Origin of the sequence: Ahrensia marina (assembly GCF_042140245.1) — a bacterium.
In the GTDB taxonomy this organism is placed as follows: Bacteria; Pseudomonadota; Alphaproteobacteria; order Rhizobiales; family MH13; genus MH13.
In genome coordinates, this window is the sequence record NZ_CP159483.1 from 383,642 (window position 1) to 401,149 (window position 17,508).

At 57.8% G+C, this 17,508-nt stretch carries 19 protein-coding genes; 12 read left to right on the top strand and 7 right to left on the bottom strand.

The window, feature by feature from the left end; all coding sequences use genetic code 11:
* Window positions 1-48: 48 nt before the first annotated feature.
* From ABWH92_RS01850 to ABWH92_RS01860, 3 genes are all read right to left on the bottom strand, one after another.
* The gene (locus ABWH92_RS01850) at window positions 49-636 is read right to left on the bottom strand and encodes a class IV adenylate cyclase (protein ID WP_375571627.1); all 588 of its coding nucleotides are present in this window, start codon (window positions 634-636) and stop codon (window positions 49-51) included.
* Window positions 637-902: 266 nt separating this feature from the next.
* A complete protein-coding gene (locus ABWH92_RS01855; RefSeq protein ID WP_375571629.1) occupies window positions 903-1,376 on the bottom strand; it encodes a DUF2852 domain-containing protein in 474 nt (157 codons plus the stop codon).
* Window positions 1,377-1,511: 135 nt separating this feature from the next.
* Window positions 1,512-2,870, bottom strand: a complete 1,359-nt coding sequence (locus tag ABWH92_RS01860; RefSeq protein WP_375571631.1) for a polyhydroxyalkanoate depolymerase — start codon at window positions 2,868-2,870, stop codon at window positions 1,512-1,514.
* A gap of 531 nt (window positions 2,871-3,401) precedes the next feature.
* Between ABWH92_RS01860 and ABWH92_RS01865 the strand changes: the two genes are divergently transcribed.
* The 3 genes from ABWH92_RS01865 to ABWH92_RS01875 all read left to right on the top strand — a co-directional run bounded on the left by ABWH92_RS01865 (window position 3,402) and on the right by ABWH92_RS01875 (window position 6,559).
* Window positions 3,402-4,775 carry an ActS/PrrB/RegB family redox-sensitive histidine kinase gene (locus ABWH92_RS01865; RefSeq protein ID WP_375571633.1) on the top strand — a complete coding sequence of 458 codons (1,374 nt, stop codon included), beginning with the start codon at window positions 3,402-3,404 and terminating at the stop codon, window positions 4,773-4,775.
* Between the two features lie 160 nt (window positions 4,776-4,935).
* The gene (locus tag ABWH92_RS01870) at window positions 4,936-5,508 is read left to right on the top strand and encodes an ActR/PrrA/RegA family redox response regulator transcription factor (RefSeq protein WP_375571635.1); all 573 of its coding nucleotides are present in this window, start codon (window positions 4,936-4,938) and stop codon (window positions 5,506-5,508) included.
* Between the two features lie 7 nt (window positions 5,509-5,515).
* Window positions 5,516-6,559 carry a helix-turn-helix domain-containing protein gene (locus ABWH92_RS01875; RefSeq protein WP_375571636.1) on the top strand — a complete coding sequence of 348 codons (1,044 nt, stop codon included), beginning with the start codon at window positions 5,516-5,518 and terminating at the stop codon, window positions 6,557-6,559.
* Here the strand turns inward: ABWH92_RS01875 and ABWH92_RS01880 are convergent.
* Entirely contained in the window at window positions 6,538-7,254 is a 717-nt protein-coding gene (locus ABWH92_RS01880) for a hypothetical protein (protein WP_375571637.1), read from the bottom strand. The genes ABWH92_RS01875 and ABWH92_RS01880 overlap by 22 nt on opposite strands.
* Before the next feature lie 226 nt (window positions 7,255-7,480).
* Here ABWH92_RS01880 and ABWH92_RS01885 point away from each other — a divergent pair, with 226 nt between their 5' ends.
* From ABWH92_RS01885 to ABWH92_RS01895, 3 genes are read left to right on the top strand one after another with little or no spacing between them, the layout of a single operon-like run.
* A complete protein-coding gene (locus tag ABWH92_RS01885) occupies window positions 7,481-8,743 on the top strand; it encodes an HlyD family efflux transporter periplasmic adaptor subunit (protein ID WP_375571639.1) in 1,263 nt (420 codons plus the stop codon).
* The gene (devC, locus tag ABWH92_RS01890) at window positions 8,740-9,915 is read left to right on the top strand and encodes an ABC transporter permease DevC (protein ID WP_375571640.1); all 1,176 of its coding nucleotides are present in this window, start codon (window positions 8,740-8,742) and stop codon (window positions 9,913-9,915) included. Before ABWH92_RS01885 ends, devC begins: the two co-directional genes overlap by 4 nt.
* 11 nt (window positions 9,916-9,926) lie before the next feature.
* The gene (locus ABWH92_RS01895; protein ID WP_375571642.1) at window positions 9,927-10,622 is read left to right on the top strand and encodes an ATP-binding cassette domain-containing protein; all 696 of its coding nucleotides are present in this window, start codon (window positions 9,927-9,929) and stop codon (window positions 10,620-10,622) included.
* Here ABWH92_RS01895 and fabF read toward each other — a convergent pair.
* Together fabF and ABWH92_RS01905 are read right to left on the bottom strand one after the other, a co-directional pair.
* A complete protein-coding gene (gene fabF / locus ABWH92_RS01900) occupies window positions 10,619-11,893 on the bottom strand; it encodes a beta-ketoacyl-ACP synthase II (RefSeq protein ID WP_375571644.1) in 1,275 nt (424 codons plus the stop codon). The genes ABWH92_RS01895 and fabF overlap by 4 nt on opposite strands.
* A gap of 46 nt (window positions 11,894-11,939) precedes the next feature.
* Window positions 11,940-12,389: a MarR family winged helix-turn-helix transcriptional regulator gene (locus ABWH92_RS01905; RefSeq protein ID WP_375571646.1), complete on the bottom strand. Its 450-nt coding sequence runs from the start codon at window positions 12,387-12,389 to the stop codon at window positions 11,940-11,942.
* Window positions 12,390-12,554: 165 nt separating this feature from the next.
* On the opposite strand from ABWH92_RS01905, the gene ABWH92_RS01910 reads away from it, so the two are divergent.
* Window positions 12,555-12,887 (top strand): BA14K family protein, encoded by a 333-nt coding sequence (locus ABWH92_RS01910; RefSeq protein WP_375571647.1) that lies wholly within the window; start codon window positions 12,555-12,557, stop codon window positions 12,885-12,887.
* Between the two features lie 247 nt (window positions 12,888-13,134).
* Window positions 13,135-13,464: a BA14K family protein gene (locus ABWH92_RS01915; RefSeq protein WP_375571649.1), complete on the top strand. Its 330-nt coding sequence runs from the start codon at window positions 13,135-13,137 to the stop codon at window positions 13,462-13,464.
* Window positions 13,465-13,529: 65 nt separating this feature from the next.
* Here the strand turns inward: ABWH92_RS01915 and ABWH92_RS01920 are convergent, their stop codons facing one another.
* Entirely contained in the window at window positions 13,530-14,033 is a 504-nt protein-coding gene (locus ABWH92_RS01920) for an MmcB family DNA repair protein (RefSeq protein ID WP_375571651.1), read from the bottom strand.
* A 351-nt stretch (window positions 14,034-14,384) separates the two neighbouring features.
* Here ABWH92_RS01920 and ABWH92_RS01925 point away from each other — a divergent pair, with 351 nt between their 5' ends.
* From ABWH92_RS01925 to ABWH92_RS01940, 4 genes are all read left to right on the top strand, one after another.
* On the top strand, window positions 14,385-15,893 hold the full coding sequence (locus ABWH92_RS01925; protein WP_375571653.1) for a hypothetical protein: 1,509 nt from the start codon (window positions 14,385-14,387) through the stop codon (window positions 15,891-15,893).
* Window positions 15,890-16,228 (top strand): EscU/YscU/HrcU family type III secretion system export apparatus switch protein, encoded by a 339-nt coding sequence (locus tag ABWH92_RS01930; RefSeq protein ID WP_375571654.1) that lies wholly within the window; start codon window positions 15,890-15,892, stop codon window positions 16,226-16,228. Before ABWH92_RS01925 ends, ABWH92_RS01930 begins: the two co-directional genes overlap by 4 nt.
* 125 nt (window positions 16,229-16,353) lie before the next feature.
* Window positions 16,354-16,785, top strand: coding sequence for a hypothetical protein (locus tag ABWH92_RS01935; protein WP_375571656.1), 432 nt, complete (start codon window positions 16,354-16,356; stop codon window positions 16,783-16,785).
* Between the two features lie 57 nt (window positions 16,786-16,842).
* Window positions 16,843-17,463, top strand: a complete 621-nt coding sequence (locus ABWH92_RS01940; protein WP_375571658.1) for a L,D-transpeptidase — start codon at window positions 16,843-16,845, stop codon at window positions 17,461-17,463.
* Window positions 17,464-17,508 lie beyond the last annotated feature (45 nt).

The following is a 17,508-nucleotide window of genomic DNA, read 5'->3' on the forward strand; positions in this document are numbered from 1 at the left end:
TCTTTGCACCTGGCCAAATCCCACTTCGGCCCAGGTTGGTTCAACCAATTAACCGAATAGCATTTGGCGATACGACCTGTGCTCTTCTGGAAAGTCATCCAGCTCAAGTTCGCAAATCACGCTCTGGATGCGAAGCCCAAGATTGGCAAGCTTGGCTCGGTCGTCCGTCATTGCAGCAATCTCGACGAATGAGCCAAGGCCTTCGACTTTGTCTAAAGTCAGATGCAGGCCGCCATAAAAGTAGATATCGCGCTTCTTACTTAGCTGCGAAGTCTCGATGAACCCAAGTGACTTGAGAACGGAGAGTGCCTTGTCGAAGTCGGCGAGGTCCATCGCTACACACGCGTCCTTTTCGGGGCCTTTGGAAATCCAGAGAACCCGTTCAGATGGCCGCATATGCCTCAGGATTTGGAACTGACTGTTGTTCTCAAGCCGTCCATCCGGCAGATCCAAAAAAACATCCGTTTCCTCATTTCCAACAGCGAAAGGTACCGCGCTCTCCGCCTTGAGCTTGTGGCGCACCATTTCAATGTCTGGCACGTTGAACTTTCGTTCGACTTCAAATCGACCGCGAAAATGATCACCCGGGTCTGCGAGCATACCCTTGGTTTCAAGACTTTTGGCTTCCTGAGACATATGCACTCCTACGCAAAGCGACCCCACTCATGCCGGTGTGCGCAAGTTGCAACCAGCAGACTTCTCCAAAGGAGCGAAACTTTAAAGAGTGAGGCCTTGAGGAGGCAACCAAGTCTCCCGTTCCCGGCAGACCCGAAGTGAGCGTTTTGACTGTCACGCTACTATGAAACCGGAAAGCCTCCAACCAAGCACAAAAAAGCCGCTCCATTTCTGAAGCGGCTTCTTGGAACCTTGAGCGGGTTGGGGTTCGCTCTAAGCTTTAGACCCTAGGTTGCCGGAGCAGGGTTCGGGCCAGTCCCATTGTCACTGACCGGATGGTCACCATTGTGATTGTGGCGCGACTTCAAGAACTCGTCGAACTCGGCCTGGTCTTTGGCGCGGCGCAGGTTGCGCAGGTGCGCGTCAAACTCGTCGACCATCTCGTCAAGCTTACGGCGTTCGGCTTCCAGCCGCTCGATCTCGGCCTTACGAAACTCATCGAAGGCAACGTTGCCTGTGCCACGATCGGCGGTGTTGAAACCTTTCATATCCATCTCCCGTTTGAAGCGACCAAAGCTGCGGCGAAAATCATGTTTCACGTCGTCCAGGCGATCGCCCCAAATGATGTAGGCGAGCATGGCAAGCCCCAGCGGCCACGCAATGATGAAACCGAGCACCATCAAACCGATGGTTGCCGGTGTCCAAGCCGGGCGAAGCCAGCTTTGGCGGCGGCCGGTGTAATGGGCTGATTGGGTCATCATGTGTGTGTCTATCCTTCTCTCGTGTTGCTGTGAACAAGACGTGGTGGGGCCTCAATCAGCTTTCAAGATGAGATACAAAAAAAGACGCCAAAACGGCGCCTTTCTCTAATTCTTTCAAGGCTTTACTTGGTTAAGCTAAGCCTTGGCACGACCAAAAGCATCCACCGGTGGCGCGGTGTCGTTGGCAGGCGCAGGCACTGGAGAAGCGGGCATCGACGGCTTGGATTTGGCAGGCTTACGACCTTTGGAGCCATTGCGGCGCCACTCTGCTGAGAGCATGAAATCCGTCATGCGCGGCTGAATTTCAGAGCGGAATCGCGAGCCATTGAACACGCCATAATGGCCAACGCGCGGCTGCTCATAATGGGCTTTCAAATCGTCATCCAAACCAGAACAGAGGTCGAGCGCTGCTTTGGTTTGACCGCGCCCGGTGATGTCGTCCTTCTCGCCCTCAACGGTGAGCAACGCGCACCGCGTAATCTTCGAAGGATCGACCAAACGATCACGATGCATCATCGTGCCCAGCGGCAGCGAGTGTTTCAAGAACACCGTGTCGATGGTTTGCAGATAGAACTCTGCGGTGAGGTCCATAACGGCCAGATACTCGTCGTAGAACTCGCGATGCTTTTCAGCGCCGTCACCATCGCCGTCGACCAGGTGATTGAAGAACTCTTTGTGGGCATCAATGTGCCGATTGAGGTTCATGCCCATGAAGCCGGAAAGCTGGAGAAAGCCTGGATAGACGGGGCGCATAAACCCGGCGTTGGGAAACGGCACATTTTTGATGAGGTTGCGACGGAACCAGCCGAGTTCCTTGCCATTGGCAAACGCGTTCACCTCAGTTGGGGCGATGCGCGAATCGATAGGGGCGCCCATCAGCGTCATTGAGGTTGGGATCGCCGGATCGTCATCCTCTTCCATCAGCGAAACGGCGGAAAGCACAGGAACGCCTGGCTGGCAAACGGCCACCACATGGGTCTCTGGACCTAAGCGCTGCAACATGGAGCGCACATAATCGATGTAATCGTCGAGGTCGAAGTTGCCGGCGGCCAATGGCACGTCGCGGGCATCCACCCAATCGGTGATGTAAACATCGTGGCGTGGCAGGAAGGCTTCCACCGTGCCGCGAAGCAGCGTCGCATAGTGGCCGGACATGGGCGCAACGAGCAAAACTTTGGGATCGTTGTAGGAGCGCTCAGCAGGCAAATGGCGCTTAAAATGCAGCAGTTTGCAAAAGGGGCGCTCCCACAAAAACTCTTCGGTGATGGCGCAGCGCGTGCCACCAACAAGCGTGTTTTCAATGCCAAAGGCCGGTTTGCCGTAGCGGCGCGTCATGCGCTCAAACACTTCGGCGCCCGCCGCCATTTGCTTGCCAAAGGGCGTTGCCGCCAACGGGTTGAGAGGGTTGGAAAATGCCAGTTTGGTTAGGTCAGCGGTTGCACGTGCTGGCGCGAGCGCCGCGTGCGTCCATTCATACATCGTGTAAGCAGCCACTTTGCGTCCCCAATCTTACTCACTGTTGTCAGCCAGGCCATAAGCCCAACCCAAACCTTGTCGTGTTCACGCACCGGGTGCGCATTCAGGCTCAACATGTCCCAAGATCAAACTGTCATCAGCTTGCGCCGTTAATCTTTATGACACCTTAATCCACTCGATGACGCGCACTGCATACGTTTCCAGCCACAGCGCGCATCATTACCTGGCACTTGACGGCTTACCCGCCATGCGACCTTCGTCTCAATCCTTTCCCCAAAACCCCTCGAAAGACCTACAAACCTTACCTGTTGAAAGTCGCAAACAGTCCAAACCGATGCGACAGGCCGCCTGCTTGCGCGGCGGCGCGCAAAGATGATTGAAGTTGTATGAGCCTGAAGCGGGGGGATCCTTGGTGAAGAGGCACGATGCGTAAGCAGTGTGCCCTAAAAGGGTGGATCAAGAGAAGGTGGTTTCTCCTGCAACTTTACGCGTAAGGGTTCTTCAAACGCAGCTTGACACAATGCTGCGGTGCACACAAGGCTTTCGCATATGCTAACAAATGTATCCGCCCAACGGGTCAGACTTGATACGCTGGTCCGCCTGCGCTGGCTGGCCATTGCGGGACAACTTGTGGCGGTTTGCGCGGTGGCTTTCGGGTTTGGCTACCCTTTGCCGATTGTGGCGTGTCTGGGCGTGATCGGACTGTCGGCGCTGCTCAACCTTTATCTTTGGTGGGGCTATCCACGTTCAACGCGCATCAGCGACCGGCGCGCAGCGTTTATTCTGGCCTTCGATCAGGTCCAGCTCGCCTCGCTGCTTTATCTCACTGGCGGTCTTGGCAATCCGTTTGCCGTGCTTCTTTTGGCACCCGTCCTGATCTCAGCGACGATCCTGCGCCTTCCGACAACCGTGGCATTGGGTCTTTTGGTGTCGCTGCTCATCTCCGCGCTTGCCCTTTGGCACATGCCGCTGCCCTGGGCAGCCGGACAGCCACCTGCCTTCCCGCTGGTTTATAGGCTCGGTGTATGGGCGGCGCTGCTCGTCGCTATCGGCTTCATCTGTACCTATGCCTGGAACGTTGCCCATGAGAGCCGGAACCTCGCCAATGCCTTGGCGGCGGCGGAACTTGCCTTGGAGCGCGAACAGCACCTTTCAGAGTTGGATGGAATGGCAGCGGCAGCGGCGCACGAGTTGGGCACACCACTTGGCACGATTACCGTGGTGGCCAAAGAGATCAGCCGCGAAATCGATCCGGCAACGCCGCTTGGCGAAGACATCGCACTGATCCAAGCACAGGCTGAACGCTGTCGCACGATTTTGGGCAAGCTCTCCTCGCTGGGCGTCAACCCAGATACCGTGATCTCCACCAAAACCCTGGATGCGATCCTTGACGATCTGGTCGCACCGCACCGCGACTTCTCCGTTCCGATCACCGTGACAACGCAAGGTGATGGCCCCTCCCCCATGATGCGTGCCAACCCGGCGCTCAGCTATGGGATTGGCAATCTGATTGAGAACGCCATCGATTTTGCCAGCCAAGAGGTTTGCGTCAAAGGCACGTGGGACGCCAACGCTGTGACCATCAGGATCGAAGATGATGGCCCAGGTTTTCCAGCCGTTGTTATGGCGCGGTTGGGCGAGCCTTACGTTTCCCGCCGGCGCGGGCGTGGAGACACTTCAGCGGAAGACCTTCCAGCGCTGGGCAGCCTTACGGGGTCCTTACGTGGTGACGATGTGACCGGAGGGCTTGGCGGTGGGCTGGGGTTAGGCTTCTTCATCGCCAAAACGCTGCTGGAACGCAGCGGGGCTGAGGTGAAGGTCGGCAACGGCATCGGAACACTGAAAGGCGCAAGTGTCATTGTCAGCTTTGCTCGAGAGCAGATTGACCTTACGCCCAAGCTCTCCGTGGAGGAGAGCGCTTAACCATCAAAGCATTGTCCATAGGGACCAATAAGCAATCCCTTTTCCTTATGCCAAGGTTGCCTATATCTAGGGTACGCTGAACTGGTGAACCATTTGGCACGTAGCTTCAGCGGCATTATGGTAGCAATAGGCCAATTCCGTGACCCGAGAAGCAAGTTTGATGGACCTTTCAACCGAGACAACCGCACCGCTAGATGATGGCCTTGCCACCGAGCGAACGCTGTTGCTTGTCGATGATGACAAACCTTTCCTCACCCGGCTTGGACGGGCGATGGAAACACGGGGCTTTGAGGTTCGCTTGGCCGGATCAGTTGCCGAAGGCTTGATGGAAGTGCGTAAATCAGCACCAGCCTTTGCTGTTGTTGATATGCGCTTGGAAGATGGCAACGGGTTGGATGTTGTTTCAGCGTTGCGCGAAGCACGCCCAGAAGCGCGCGCGGTTGTTCTTACAGGTTATGGCAACATCGCCACGGCGGTGAGCGCTGTGAAGATGGGCGCGACGGACTACCTCGCCAAGCCTGCTGACGCCGACATGGTGGAAAAAGCCCTGTTGCAAACCGAAGATGGCGATATGGGTCTTCCCGAGAACCCTATGTCGGCTGATCGTGTGCGTTGGGAACACATTCAGCGGGTTTATGAGATGTGCGACCGCAATGTGTCGGAGACGGCGCGTCGCCTCAACATGCACCGCCGTACATTGCAACGCATCTTGGCCAAACGCGCCCCGCGCTAGCTTTCCTTTGATCACGATCCCCATTGTCTGGCTGGTCAGCGTCCTGGCAGGACTTGCTGCTGGGATTTTGGGGTTCAATGTCCGCTTGCCGCTGTCCACGCGGGCATATCTATGCGGCTTTCTTGTGATGATTGGGATCGTCGGCCTGCTTCTTGGTTTGCGTCTTTCCTACGGCGTGAACTGGGCTGGGTTGTTTCAACCGCATGTAGCTTTAATGATAGCGCCTCTGGCCTATCTGGGCTTTTCGTCCCTGACCCATGACACTGTCAAAGCTGAAGATGCTGCACTCGTGCGCAATGGTGCGCTGGTGTTGGCAGCTCAACTGGCAATGCTGTTTCCCCTACCGCTGTCGGCCGACATCATTTTGCTCATAGTGACCAGTGTCTATCTGGTGAAGCTGACACGTCTTTCGCGTCTAGATGCCGAGGCATTTGCAATCCTTGCCCCAGCCTATGTTTCGCGACTGCGCATCGGCATTTTCGCAACATCGGTTCTGTTGGCGCTTATGATTGCCGGAGACTTTGCCATTGTGGCCACAATGATATTTGCCACCGAAACCCTCTTCGTTCAGTTTCTCAACGGCGCGGCAGGGGTGTTGTCAGCTTTCGTGATCATTGTCGCATTGGTCGGCATCCCGTTGCTCATCAATCGCCCAACACCGCACAGACCAGGTGACACCGCAGCAAAGCTGGAGCCAAGCGACGATGACCGGCAGCTCTTTCAATCGCTCTGCACACTGCTTGAAGACAAGCGCCTCTACACCGACAGTGATCTCTCTTTGGCCCGCGTCGCCCGGCGCCTGGGCGTTTCAGCACGCGATGTGTCCAACGCGGTGAACCGCTGTACCAGCGAAAACTTTTCTCGCATGATCAACGGCTTCCGCATTCGCAACGCTCAAGCAATGCTGCGCGACACCGATCTACCGGTGACCGAGATCATGCTTTCCAGCGGGTTTGTCAGCAAATCGAATTTCAACACGGAGTTTCGGCGCGTCAGCGGACAGACGCCGTCACAGTTTCGCAACGCGTGTCAAAGCTCGCAGGGAATATAGAGACCTTGAACGCCAAAGATATCGTCGATGACTGACCGGCCTGGATTGATCACGAATCCATGGTCAATGGTAAGCCCGTCCAACAAGACCAACTCGGCATCAGCTTTATCGCGGCCACTGCTTGTCGCGCTGCTCACCGTGTAATCACCGCTGACGACGTCATCACCGTTCAAGAGCATCTCAACCACCTGTTGGCTTCGAATGGCAATGCGGACAGGCGGTGCCCGTCGAGCGTTGATCTGTTGCCCGCCAAAATCACCTGCGACGAAACGCAACGGAACTGAGACACAGCCATCGTTGAGGCGCAAAAGCGCTGTGCCTGCGCCTGCCAATCCGCGCAATTGAAGCAACGTCATCTCACGCGGACGATTGATATGAACAACCCCAAGCGTGTCCTCCGGCCATGTAAGGCTCGCCTCGCCGGGCGAGTGGATCGCTGCATCATAAGCGCGTATGCGCAGCTCTTCAGCAGCGCGCTCTAAAGCTAGCATCTCCGCGCGATGACGTGCGCGCGCTTCCAATTGATGGGCGTGCAGCCTGTGGATGCCAAGCTCATGGGTTGGTGACCGGTACAGAACTTGGGTCTGCCCATCGTGATCATTGATGGTCTGAGCATGAACCAGTTGGCTCACCATGAGTAGAGCCATAACAACAAGCAGGGCGGGATAAATGGATTTGAACAACCATGGGCGCATGGTGTGGTGCTCCTTATAGGATGGTTTGAAACCGGGTTACCGGCTGGTGCGGGCCATGAAGACGCATCAACGCGTGCCGACGCGCGCCCGAAAACGTGATTGCGCACGTTCTTCATCGCGATTGCGAACCTTGGAAACCTAACCAAAGTTTCACATTCAGCCTCGCGCACAGGGCGTAGAGCATGCATTCTAGACCCTGCTTTTCTCCTGGCTGGAGGCCGTGTGCATGTCTGCACCCGATCCAACACATCGCGAAACATCCCCTGAAGCACCAAAGGTTGTACCGCTTCCGCTGGAAGACAGCGGCAAGGCCGAAGCAGCACCAGGCCGTCGCCATCCACTTGCCTGGATACGCCACTTGTGGCGCGTGCCGGTTTTGATGCTCATCATCGCCGCGTCTGGCACCGCAGCCCTTTATTTCCAGCCGCCTACGGTGCGCGCGATTTTTGCTTGGACGGGGCTCGAAATTGGTGGCGGAACATCAGATCCGATTGCCGTCTCTCCGGTTCTTCTGGAACGGCTTGAGCAAGGTGCGGTTGATGTCAGCCCCAATGATGTGGTCGCGCTGGGTCGATTGTTGCCCGAGGGCGATATTATCACGCTTGCGCCCCCTTTCGGGGCCGGCGATGCGCGTGTGGCTTCCATCCTGGTTGAAGAAGGTCAGATGGTATCGGTCGGTGACCTGGTTGCAACGCTCGACAATGAAGATCAGCTGACATCGGCGCTTGCCAGTGCGCGGGTCGCGGTTGACGTACGCCAAGCGGCACTGGAGCAGACCCAAGACTCCGTTGAGGCAAGCCGTTTAGAAGCGCTCGCAAATCGCGACCGGGCGCAATCGGCGCTGGACCTTGCAGAAGCCACCCTTGAACGCACGCAACAGCTGTTTGAGCGTGGCATCAGTTCGCAGGCAACGCTTGATAGCGAGCAAGCATCCGTCGCCACAGCAGAGCGGGAGCTGGAGAGGATGACGGCCACACTTTCGCGGTTTGAAAATGGCGGCGGTGTTGCGCAAGCCGACATTCGACTGGCGGAGCAAAATCTTCGAGCTGCTGAGGCCGATCTTGCACGAGCCGAGGGCGACTTGCGGCAAGCGCGTATCGTGGCGCCCACCAACGGGGTGATCCTCTCTATCAACACCCGCCTTGGCGAGCGCCCCGGAGACGAGGGCGTGGCCACCTTGGCCGATACCGCGCACATGGTCGCGGAGCTAGAGGTTTATCAGGCCGACATCGGACGCGTTGCACCCGGCCAGAGCGTGCAGCTTTCAACCGAAGCACTGGGCAGTGAACCATTGACTGGCGATGTGACGCGCATTGGGTTGGAGGTCGGCCGGCAGACGCTTGTGGCCGATGATCCGGCTGCGAACACCGATGCACGGGTGATCACTGTGACAGTAGCCCTCGATGCACCGTCGACGGAGCGCGCGGCTGCCCTGAGCGGTCTAGAAGTTGTGGCACGCGTTGAAACTGAGGATGGCAGCGGGACATGACCGCCCTTCTTTCCCGTCTCTTGGGGCGCATTCCAATCGGTTGGCTGCAACTCACCCACAGCAAGAGCCGCTTGACGGTTGCGCTTGCAGGCGTGGCGTTTGCTAATGTTCTTGTTTTTGTTCAGCTTGGTATCTCGGGCGGCTTGAACCAGACTATCAATCTCTCCTATCAGCCAATCCAGGCCGATATTTTGATCTCCTCCAGCGATGCTAACACGCTGGCCGATGGTTCGCCGCTGGCTCGGCAGCGCATGTTTCAGGCGCTTTCCGTGCCAGGTGTTGCTGAAGCGGCGCCGCTTTATCTTGGTATAAGAGACTGGGTGCGCGAGGATGGCGGGACAACCGCTTTGCAGGTCTACGGTGTGCCGCCGGAAGCGCGAAACTTGGTTCGTACAAGCTATGCCGACGACTTGGCAGCTTTGCGGCTCCCCAACACCGCTCTTCTTGATCGATTGAGCCGCGGTGTCAGCTTTGAAGAGGCGGAGCTGCCAACCTTTGCCAATCCGCTCGAAGCCGAACTGAGCGGAGTTGCTGTTGATGTGATCGGCACCTTTTCCATCGGGGCTGGCTTTTCTGCCGATGGCAATCTGCTCGTGTCCGATCAGACCTTCTTGCGCCTTTTTCCTCAACGTAGCGCAGGCACGCCGTCGCATATTCTGGTGCGGGCTGAGCCAGGCCACAACCTTGCTGAACTTGCTGACAGCATCGAAACCGTCATCGCCAGTGATGCCGTGATCGTACGCCCGCTTAGCGAGGCCATTGCCTCGGATGTCTCCTATCAAACGACTGAACGCCCAACCGGTCTTATTTTTGGGTTCGGCGTTGTGATGGGCGCGATTGTTGGCGTGGTGATTGTCTATCAAGTGCTCTCCACCGACGTTGCTGATCATTTGCGTGAATACGCAACGTTCAAGGCCATGGGCTATCGGCAACGGTTCTTTTTGGAATTGGTGTTTGAAGAGGCCGTGATCATGGCAGTGCTGGGTTTCATCCCCGGCGTCCTCATCTCCTTGGGCATCTATGTTGGCATGTCTGCCGCAACCGGCTTGCCGATTGAAATGGACATGCCGCGCGCTCTTGGCGTGCTCATCGGAACGATCTTTGCCTGCACCCTGTCCGGCGCCATTGCGACGCGTCGGCTGGCAGCGGCTGACCCCGCTGACCTGTTTTAAGGCGCGACGTGATGGTCCATGAGTTGCCCATTGTTGTGCGTGACCTCAACCATTGGTTCGGCAGTGGTGATGCGCGCAAACAAGCGGTGTTTGATGTTTCGCTTTCGGTGAAGCGTGGCTCGCTGACAATTCTCATGGGGCCATCAGGTTCGGGCAAAACCACGGTGCTGACATTGATGGGCTGTTTGCGCGATGTGCAGGAGGGCTCGGTCACCCTGCTCGGCGAAGAGCTTAATGGTGCCAGTGAGCAACGACAAGTGATGCTGCGCCGCAAGCTCGGTTTCATCTTTCAGGCGCACAATCTGCACGACAGTTTAACCGCACAACAAAATGTCCTGATGGGCCTTCAGGTCCACGGCAAGGGCGATAATGAGGTGCAGCGACGTGCTGCCGACCACATGCTTGACCTTGTTGGGCTTGCCGACCGGCGCACCTATTTGCCAGGCAATCTGTCCGGTGGGCAAAAGCAACGGGTCGCCATCGCCCGAGCCTTGGTGTCCGGCCCTCAGATTGTGTTCGCCGACGAGCCAACGGCAGCGCTGGACAAACAAAGCGGTCAGACAGTGGTGGAGATGCTTCAGGCGCTCGGCCAGCAGCGGGGCACCACCACACTGATGGTAACCCATGACAACCGCATTCTTGATCTGGCTGATCGGATCGTGACGCTCGAGGATGGCCGCATAGTCTCAGACACTGCTCCGGTTTAGACCGCAGAGACCACCAAAGCTGCATTGACGCCGCCAAAGCCAAACGCGTTACACAAGGCGCGGGAAAGGTCGGCGCTGCGCCCGAGATCAGGCACGAAATCCAGATCCTCCGCGCCTTCATCAGCTTGAGAAAAATTCAGCGTCGCAGGAATGGTGCCCTTTATCACTGCCAGGGCGGTGAAGATTGCCTCCACAGCACCCGCCGCGCCGAGCAAATGGCCCGTGGCTGATTTGGTCGAAGAGATAGGAATTTTGGGCAGCGTATCGCCGAAGATGGATCGCAAGGCTGCGACTTCGCCAGCATCGCCCACAGGCGTCGATGTGGCATGGCCATTGATATAATCGATGGAGTTGGTGCCGGATTTGGCTGCCTGCAGGGCCCTTTCAATAGCCAGTGCAGCGCCGGAGCCATCTTCCGGTCCAGCGGTTAGATGATAGGCATCGGCGCTCGTGCCATAGCCTTCCAGCACCACCAGGGGTGTGGCACCACGGGCCAGGGCGTGAGATTCACGTTCCAACACCATCAACCCAGCCCCTTCAGAGAGCACAAACCCTGACCGCGAACGATCATAGGGACGCGATGCTGTCTCTGGCGCATCGTTCTCGGTTGATAGCGCCCGGGCGGCGTTGAACCCGGCAAGCGCGAGGCGATCAACGCAGGCTTCGGTACCGCCAGCCAGCACGACATCAGCCTCGCCAGTTTCGATGAGGCGCATACCATCACCAATGCCTTGCAGCCCCGCCGCGCACGCCGTGATTGGTGCGCCGATGGGTCCGCGAAAGCCATACCGGATCGACACGTTGCCAGCGGCAAGGTTGCCCAAAAACTGTGGCACCACGAACGGTGACAAACGCCGTGGACCACGCTCATCCAGCGTGCGCACCGCCTGCGTGACCACCGGAAAGCCACCAATACCGGTGCCAATCAATGTGGCTGTGCGGTCTTTCTGCACTTGGTCTTGTGGGCGCCAACCGGCCTGGTCGAGTGCTTCTTGAGCAGCAGCCAGAGCATAGAGCGTAAACAGGTCAATCTTCTTGCGGTCCTTGGAGGTCACCACCGCATCGGGATCAAGACCGGCTTCATCGGTCTCGATGCTCGGCACCGTGCCTGCTATGCGCGTTGCCAAGTCAGAGGTCTCGAATCGATCGACCGCAGAAATGCCGGAGCGTCCTTCGCACAGGCGTTGCCAAACCGCATCACGCCCGCATCCAAGCGGTGTGACCAGGCCCATCCCGGTAACGACAATCGGGTCTCTGACATCTTCCATCATTGCGTTTTCCTTTCGTGCATATGCACATAATTGGTCAAAAAAAGGGCTAAAGATCGGCAAGCAAGGCCAGCGTGGCCTGCATCTGTTTCCACTGGCCCTCGCCGAGTTTCTCGCGCAGGGCATCTTGCGCCTCATGCCAGAGCGGAACCATTTCCATCAGCGTCGCGTGCCCGGTCTGCGACAGCCGGTAGGCCTTGGCGCCGCCACGTCCACCAACTTGCGCTTCCACATGACCGGCCTTTTCCAGAAGGCGCAGATTGCGGGTGAGTGCAGAGCGTTCAATGCCCATGCCATCAGCCAGCTCTGAAACGGAGGTCGTCTCACTGCCATAAAGCGCAAAAAGCAGAGATGCCTGCGATGGGGTCACGCCATGCGGTTTGATCAATTGCGCGAAGTGGCGCGACACCGAGCGTGCCGCGCGGCGCGACTTGGTCAGCACACATTGGCTGCGAAAGAGATTGGGATCGATCTCATCCATGTTTGTGTGCATATACATGAAAAAAGATTTGTAAAGCCATTCTGGCCTGGATTAGGCGATCAGCGATTGTGTGACGCCGGGCACAGTTGCCTGGCTCCAGTGCTGGCATCCTCCAATCATCGAAACACGGGCACAACGCTTCCAACCCCAAGGCCCTGGTTTCACAAACCAAAGGATAACCCAATGACCTTCGCTCCCAAAAAAGCTCTTATCGCTGCCGCTCTTTCCATCGCCACCCTTGCTGGCACAACAGCTGCCACCACCAACACCGCACAAGCCAACGAGTATGTCGCCGGCGGTATCGGTTTTGTTGCAGGCACCATTCTCGGCTCAGCGCTGACCCAAGCACACCAGCCACAGACCGTGGTTGTTCACCAACAGCCTGTTGTTGTGCACGGTCGCCCAGCCGCTTGGACACCAGCCTGGTATGCTTCCTGCTCGCAGCGCTACCGTTCGTTCAACCCGCAGACAGGTTATTGGTTGCACGTTTCTGGTCAGTATCGCTTCTGCCAGTAAGCTTCCCCCAATCCCTCCCAAAACCCCGCCGATGACATCACCGGCGGGGTTTTTCTTTGTGGGTCCGGTAGTGCGCGTCCGGTCATGCTCGCTTGGCACGTCAAAAGGGTTTTTCTCGCAAATGCACCAAGTGTGACGGTCAGCACAGCTGATAGGCGAGCAACCGGGCATTCTCCAATCATCGAAACGCGGCCACCAAGACCAACCAACCCCAACCGGCCGGGTGAGAAAACAAGAGGATAACCCAATGACCTTCGCTCCCAAAAAAGCTCTCGTTGCTGCTGCTGTTTCTATTGCCACCGTTGCCGGTGCAACAGCCACCACAACAAACACCGCTCAGGCCAATGAATATGTTGCCGGTGGCATCGGATTTGTTGCTGGCACGATTGTCGGCTCGGCACTTACACAGGCCCATCAGCCACGCGTTGTCTATCATCAGCAGCCAGTTGTCGTGCACGCTCGCCCTGCACCATGGACCCCAGCTTGGTACTCTTACTGCTCGAACCGCTATCGTTCGTTCAACCCGCAGACCGGTTACTTCCTGGCCTATTCTGGCAACTACACGTTCTGCCAGTAAGTTAGCCACAGCCTTCCAAAAAACCCCGCTTGCTTGGCGCAGGCGGGGTTTTTTCGTGTTTGGTATCAGGCTTCTGGCGCTCCACCAGTTGGGTCATCCAATCGGTGCAACCGTCCAATGGCGTGACGCGCTAAGCGCAGGGTTAGCGCTTTACGGCGGGAGGCGTGCAGTTTGATTAGCCGTGACTCGCGGATGACATGCGCCCCAAACCCATCGGCGATCATCAAGCCTTCCGTTTCTGGAAAGATGTCTTGGGCAACATCAGGTGCCGTGGCGAAGGTGAAGCGGTCGCAGAAATCAATGTAGTCCGGCCATTTGGTATCGGCGCGCAGATCAGCGGGCGATGATTTCACCTCAATAATGGTGATCAGGCCATCGGGCGAAAGCGCTACGATGTCGGCGCGGCGCCCATTGGCCAAACTCGCCTCAAACAGACAAGTCGCACCCATTTGCGCAAAAAAGCGCGCGGCACCACGCCGAATGGCCAGAGCACGATCTGATTGTCGGCCATCGACCAGGGGCGAGGCGGTTGGAGGCGGGCCAACTGTTGGCAACTTAGGAGATTCCATCGGCCACCATTATAAAGCGTGAAATGCGAAGCTGAAAAGCTGTGCCAGCGTCAAGACTGTGACGCAGAGCACAGTTTGGCGCCGATCAAACGCGCATCATCAAGCCGTTGCGACAACGGCGCTCACCTTCGTGATGATCACGCCAAGTTGTAGAGATGGCTTACGGGTCGGGTGCAAGCCCCACCGCCTCGGCCTCGCTGCCGCTCTGCCCCGCTCCGCATGGATTGCTCGCAATCGGTGTGGAGCGGGTTTGCAACCCAGACTTTAAGACCTGCTGAACGAACTGCCGTGACGCTTATGGGGCGAATCAGGCATTCTTTAACGCCTGGGCATTAGACATTGGTTATGGTGATGGCACCGGTTTCTTCCGCCTCCGCTGCCCCGCAAGCAGCCTCAACTGGCCAGACAGTGGCCAGCAGCGGTGCGCGTGTCGCGCCGGTACCAGTGGCCGCTGGTGTATCAGGCGTGTCGACCGGAGCACCTGCGGTTGCTTTGGGTGCGCCGACAATGGGCGCACCGCAAAACATTAGCACGCAAGCTCTTCTCACCCTTCTTCAGACGCTCGGCAAACCGCTGCCCGGTACTGTTGCGCAGGCCCCACAAGGTGTTGCTGGCGGGAGCGCAGGGCCTGGGACCACCTCTTTGCCACTAACACTGACCGTCCCCCAATCAGCCACATCTGCCACTGGCGGCACCGTCTCCACATCTTTGCCCTTGCCAGCAGGAAGCTCAGCACCACCGGCCGGAACACCGGTGACCGTTCAGGCTGAGGGCAATGCCAGCGCACCGCGCATCGGCATAACAGTAACAGGCGCTGCACCCACATCGGCTGAAAGCCTACGCGCTGATGCGACGCGGCAGTCCTCATTGGCGCCGCTGCTTGCCGATGTTGCCAAACTGACAGGGTCTCACACGGCAGCCCAACCAGGCGCTGCGAAGAGCTTGGATGCGGTGCTAGGACGTCTGCTTGGTTTCTCTTTGGATGCAGATGCACCGCTTGATGCCAGCACTTTACGATCAGCCATTGAAGGCGCGCGAAGTGGAATGCTTTCTGGGTCAGCAGCGCCTCAGAGTTTGTCGCCACAAACTCCGATGCAATCAGCTCTAGGCGCGCTTGCGCGTGCCTTGGGTATGGCGTTACCCGTTGTGCCCGATAGTGATGCCCAAGCTCAACCGCAAGGAAAACAACACGCGCCGCAAAAGACGCCACAACCAGGTGGTCAACAGCAAGGCTCACCACAAGGCGAGAGCGCAGCACGACCCTTGGCACCGCCGCTGCCCGATGGCGCGCAGCCAAGCCGCTTGCTCGCCCACCCTTTGGCGCCCGATGCACCCGACCTTTCTGATCCGGCTGTGTTGCAAGCTTTGAAAGGCAAGACGGAGGCTGCTTTGTCGCGCCTTAATCTGCTTCAAGCTGCCGATCAGACCGCTACGCGGGCCGGTGATTCCGGACCTTCGCTGCGCTGGGATGTTCCATTCCTGATCGGCCAGGAAGCAGCCGTGCTTGGCGTTGTGATCGATCAGGATGATGGGTCTGAGACAGGTGCTGATGAGCCGCTAAAAAGCTGGCGCTTTCGCTTTGCCTTTGAAAGCCAGGCTCTCGGTGGTGTGGAAGGCTTGGTCGCTATGCACACGCAGACCCTGAAAGCCGATGCCGATCCCCATTTGGACATTGCTGTTTGGGCCAGTGAACCAAACGTCTTGGCGCGGCTCGACGCAACGCGGGCTGATCTTGTCAAACGCTTGCAAACGGAAGGCTTGCAGATCGACAGTCTAACGATCGCGCCAACCGATGATTTACCCAAACCCGATCTTGTGCCTGATTATGAGCAGACGCACCGGGTGGATCTTTCCTCATGAGCAATACACCCCAAACCCAGGCGTCGAACACCCAAGCCATGCCGAGCGAGCCGCCCACCATTGCGGTGGCGCTTCGCTATGATGAGGATGGGACCGCGCCCATTGTGGTTGCTTCAGGCAAAGGGTCTTTGGCCGAACGGATCATCAGCGCTGCGCAAGAGGCCGGCGTCGCTATTGATGAAAACCCCATGCTCGCCAGTGCGTTAGAGAATGCGCCGCTGGATGAACCGATCCCTGAAGAGCTTTATCAAGCTGTCGCTGAAGTGATCAGTTGGGTGCTCCACGCCCGGCGGAACCATACCGCATCATCTTCTGGTGCGGCGGGAGCGAGCTGATGACAAGCGCTCTGGCGAAAGCACCCCATCGCAGTGAAAATTTTGTGGCGCTCGCGCAACAATCCCACAAAGAGTGGCTGCAAGGCGCAGATCATCCCCCTCTGGCGCCGCCAAGGGGTATGGCCATGCCGCCCAAATCACGCCATGGTCCGGCCATGATTGACATTCGATACATGACGCGCGCGGTGGCGCTTGTGATGATAACCATGCTTGTTGCGGCAAGCACGGTGATCCCGTCATTGTCGTATGCCCAAAAATACGCAGATCATTTGGCCCAGTATGGCGGGTATGATGCACGGGTTGCAGCTATCAGCGGGTTCGCATCGCTCTATGTCAGCCCTGAAGCGCCGATGTTGCCTGTTGTGCTGGCAGTGCCAAGTGACGTGGAGACGACAGCTGTGCTGCCAAGCTCCTGCGCCATGGACAAGACTGTGCTGCCCAGTGTTGCGAGCAACACACCACCTTGCGGCCACATCATTGGATTCCTCATCTCTCAGACTTCACCTGTCGGCCTGGACCAGCCCGCTCTGCGTGGCCCGCCGCGAGCGATGGCCTGACGCCAAAGCATTTCCTTTCCTCTTTGAATAATCCAAACCACTTCGGAGAAACCTCCAATGATTTCACGTCGTTCTTTGCTGCTTGGTGCCGCCGGTACAGCAGCGGTCGCTTCCACCGCCAAAGCCGATAGCGCCATTGACGCGTTCTTGGACTCAGTTGGTCTTGACCCAACCACAGCTGCCCAGCAGGGCTTCCGCATCGACCGCCAGTGGCTCCCACAGGATGTGTCCTACTCGGGCCGTGAGCGCCCGGGCACAATCGTTATCGATGTCGCTTCTCGCTATCTCTACCACGTGCAAGAAGGTGGCACCGCGCGCCGTTATGGCATTGGCGTTGGCCGTGATGGCTTCCGTTGGGCTGGTGCCGCTGTTGTTGGCCGCAAAGCTGAATGGCCAACGTGGACCCCGCCTGCTGCTATGATCCGTCGTCAGCCAGAGCTGCGCGAATGGGCTGGTGGCATGCCTGGTGGCGTTGACAATCCGCTCGGCGCCCGCGCGCTTTACCTCTATCGCGGTGGCCGCGACACGCTCTATCGCATCCATGGCACAAACGCGCCTTGGACCATTGGTCAGGCCATGTCATCGGGCTGCATCCGCATGGTCAACGAACATGTGGAAGAGCTTTATGAGCGCGTGCGCGTTGGCTCACGGGTGATTGTGCGTCAGGTTTCTGCCTAACACTCATATTGCCTCCATTTTGAAGCGCCCGGTGATCACATGATC

Excerpts from the sequence above, each read along its gene's own strand:
- ABWH92_RS01920 (WP_375571651.1), bottom strand. The coding sequence starts at position 14,033 with ATGGAATCTCCTAAGTTGCCAACAGTTGGCCCGCCTCCAACCGCCTCG.
- ABWH92_RS01925 (WP_375571653.1), top strand. The coding sequence starts at position 14,385 with ATGGCACCGGTTTCTTCCGCCTCCGCTGCCCCGCAAGCAGCCTCAACT.
- devC (WP_375571640.1), top strand. The coding sequence starts at position 8,740 with ATGACCGCCCTTCTTTCCCGTCTCTTGGGGCGCATTCCAATCGGTTGG.
- ABWH92_RS01940 (WP_375571658.1), top strand. The coding sequence starts at position 16,843 with ATGATTTCACGTCGTTCTTTGCTGCTTGGTGCCGCCGGTACAGCAGCG.
- ABWH92_RS01910 (WP_375571647.1), top strand. The coding sequence starts at position 12,555 with ATGACCTTCGCTCCCAAAAAAGCTCTTATCGCTGCCGCTCTTTCCATC.
- ABWH92_RS01880 (WP_375571637.1), bottom strand. The coding sequence starts at position 7,254 with ATGCGCCCATGGTTGTTCAAATCCATTTATCCCGCCCTGCTTGTTGTT.
- ABWH92_RS01895 (WP_375571642.1), top strand. The coding sequence starts at position 9,927 with ATGGTCCATGAGTTGCCCATTGTTGTGCGTGACCTCAACCATTGGTTC.
- ABWH92_RS01865 (WP_375571633.1), top strand. The coding sequence starts at position 3,402 with ATGCTAACAAATGTATCCGCCCAACGGGTCAGACTTGATACGCTGGTC.
- ABWH92_RS01935 (WP_375571656.1), top strand. The coding sequence starts at position 16,354 with ATGCCGCCCAAATCACGCCATGGTCCGGCCATGATTGACATTCGATAC.
- ABWH92_RS01915 (WP_375571649.1), top strand. The coding sequence starts at position 13,135 with ATGACCTTCGCTCCCAAAAAAGCTCTCGTTGCTGCTGCTGTTTCTATT.
- ABWH92_RS01850 (WP_375571627.1), bottom strand. The coding sequence starts at position 636 with ATGTCTCAGGAAGCCAAAAGTCTTGAAACCAAGGGTATGCTCGCAGAC.
- ABWH92_RS01885 (WP_375571639.1), top strand. The coding sequence starts at position 7,481 with ATGTCTGCACCCGATCCAACACATCGCGAAACATCCCCTGAAGCACCA.
- ABWH92_RS01930 (WP_375571654.1), top strand. The coding sequence starts at position 15,890 with ATGAGCAATACACCCCAAACCCAGGCGTCGAACACCCAAGCCATGCCG.
- ABWH92_RS01870 (WP_375571635.1), top strand. The coding sequence starts at position 4,936 with ATGGACCTTTCAACCGAGACAACCGCACCGCTAGATGATGGCCTTGCC.
- ABWH92_RS01905 (WP_375571646.1), bottom strand. The coding sequence starts at position 12,389 with ATGTATATGCACACAAACATGGATGAGATCGATCCCAATCTCTTTCGC.
- fabF (WP_375571644.1), bottom strand. The coding sequence starts at position 11,893 with ATGATGGAAGATGTCAGAGACCCGATTGTCGTTACCGGGATGGGCCTG.
- ABWH92_RS01855 (WP_375571629.1), bottom strand. The coding sequence starts at position 1,376 with ATGATGACCCAATCAGCCCATTACACCGGCCGCCGCCAAAGCTGGCTT.